Annotated in this window: 1 pseudogene; it reads left to right on the top strand. The window is 56.3% G+C overall.

Annotated elements, in window-relative coordinates:
- Positions 1 to 1,057, top strand: a pseudogene (locus WG8_RS17330) (WIAG-tail domain); the annotation flags it as partial.

Raw genomic sequence — 1,057 nt, 5'->3', positions numbered from 1 at the left:
ACATTTGGCTGCCGGAGCAGTGACCTCGGTTCATATACAGGCTTCCTCAGTGCTAACGAGACATTTGGCCCAGGACAGTGTATCCGGTCGGGCGCTCCAAGCAGAAAGTATCACCTCGGAAAAGCTGGCGGCACGCTCAGTGCAAGCGACGAATCTGGCGGAAGACAGCGTGGGCCCTTCACATTTGTCTGAGCAGGCCGTACACACTCGGCATTTGGCAGCAGGAGCGGTACAGGACAAAGCGCTGGCAGAAGGTGCAGTGAAGTCTGTGCATATTGCATCGGAGTCGATCCAGCCGCACCATCTGGAAAATGGAACCATCCGGGGTGTGCATATCGCATCAGATACGATATCGACCCACGCCTTGCAAGATGAGTCCGTTACGTCTGACAAACTGGCGGATGAGAGTGTGACAGCGGTCAAATTATCACCTTATTCCATCCAGCCGTGGCACATTATCGACGAAGCTGTGCAAGGGAATCATGTGGCAGAAGAGGCTATCCAGTCGAACCATTTGGCCCCGGAATCCGTCACCTCTTCCCATTTGCAGGCTTCGGCAGTGACGACCCGACATATTGCACCGGGGAGTATATCGGTTCACGCCCTTCAGGCAGGAAGCGTGAACAGTGAGAAGCTTGCGCTTCGGGCAGTGCATGCTTCGAATCTGGCGGAAGCTAGTGTAAGCTCCGTACATCTGACAGAGCATGTCGTACACCCTCAGCATCTGGCCGATGGGGCGGTCCAAGGATCTGCGCTGGCAGAAGGCGCAGTGCAGTCAAAACATATCGCTTTGGAATCCGTCCAGTCGGAGCATCTGCAAGCAGGGGCCATCCAGCAACAGCATGTAGGAGGGCAGGCGGTGTCGGAGGATGCCTTGCAGGAAGGAGCGGTTACGTCCAGCCAGATCGCGAATGGAGCGGTGCAGTCCTGGCATGTGGCTAAGGAGTCCATTCAAGACCAACACCTGGCTCCTGACAGTATATCTGGTCGGGCGCTCCAAGCGGAAAGTGTCACCTCGGAAAAGCTGGCGGCACGCTCAGTGCAAGCGACGAATCTG

The sequence above is a fragment of the Paenibacillus sp. Aloe-11 genome (assembly GCF_000245715.1).
GTDB classification, from domain to species: domain Bacteria; phylum Bacillota; class Bacilli; order Paenibacillales; family Paenibacillaceae; genus Paenibacillus; species Paenibacillus kribbensis.
Note: the sequence above shows the minus strand (reverse complement) of the source record. Positions and strands in the feature narration are given on the sequence as shown.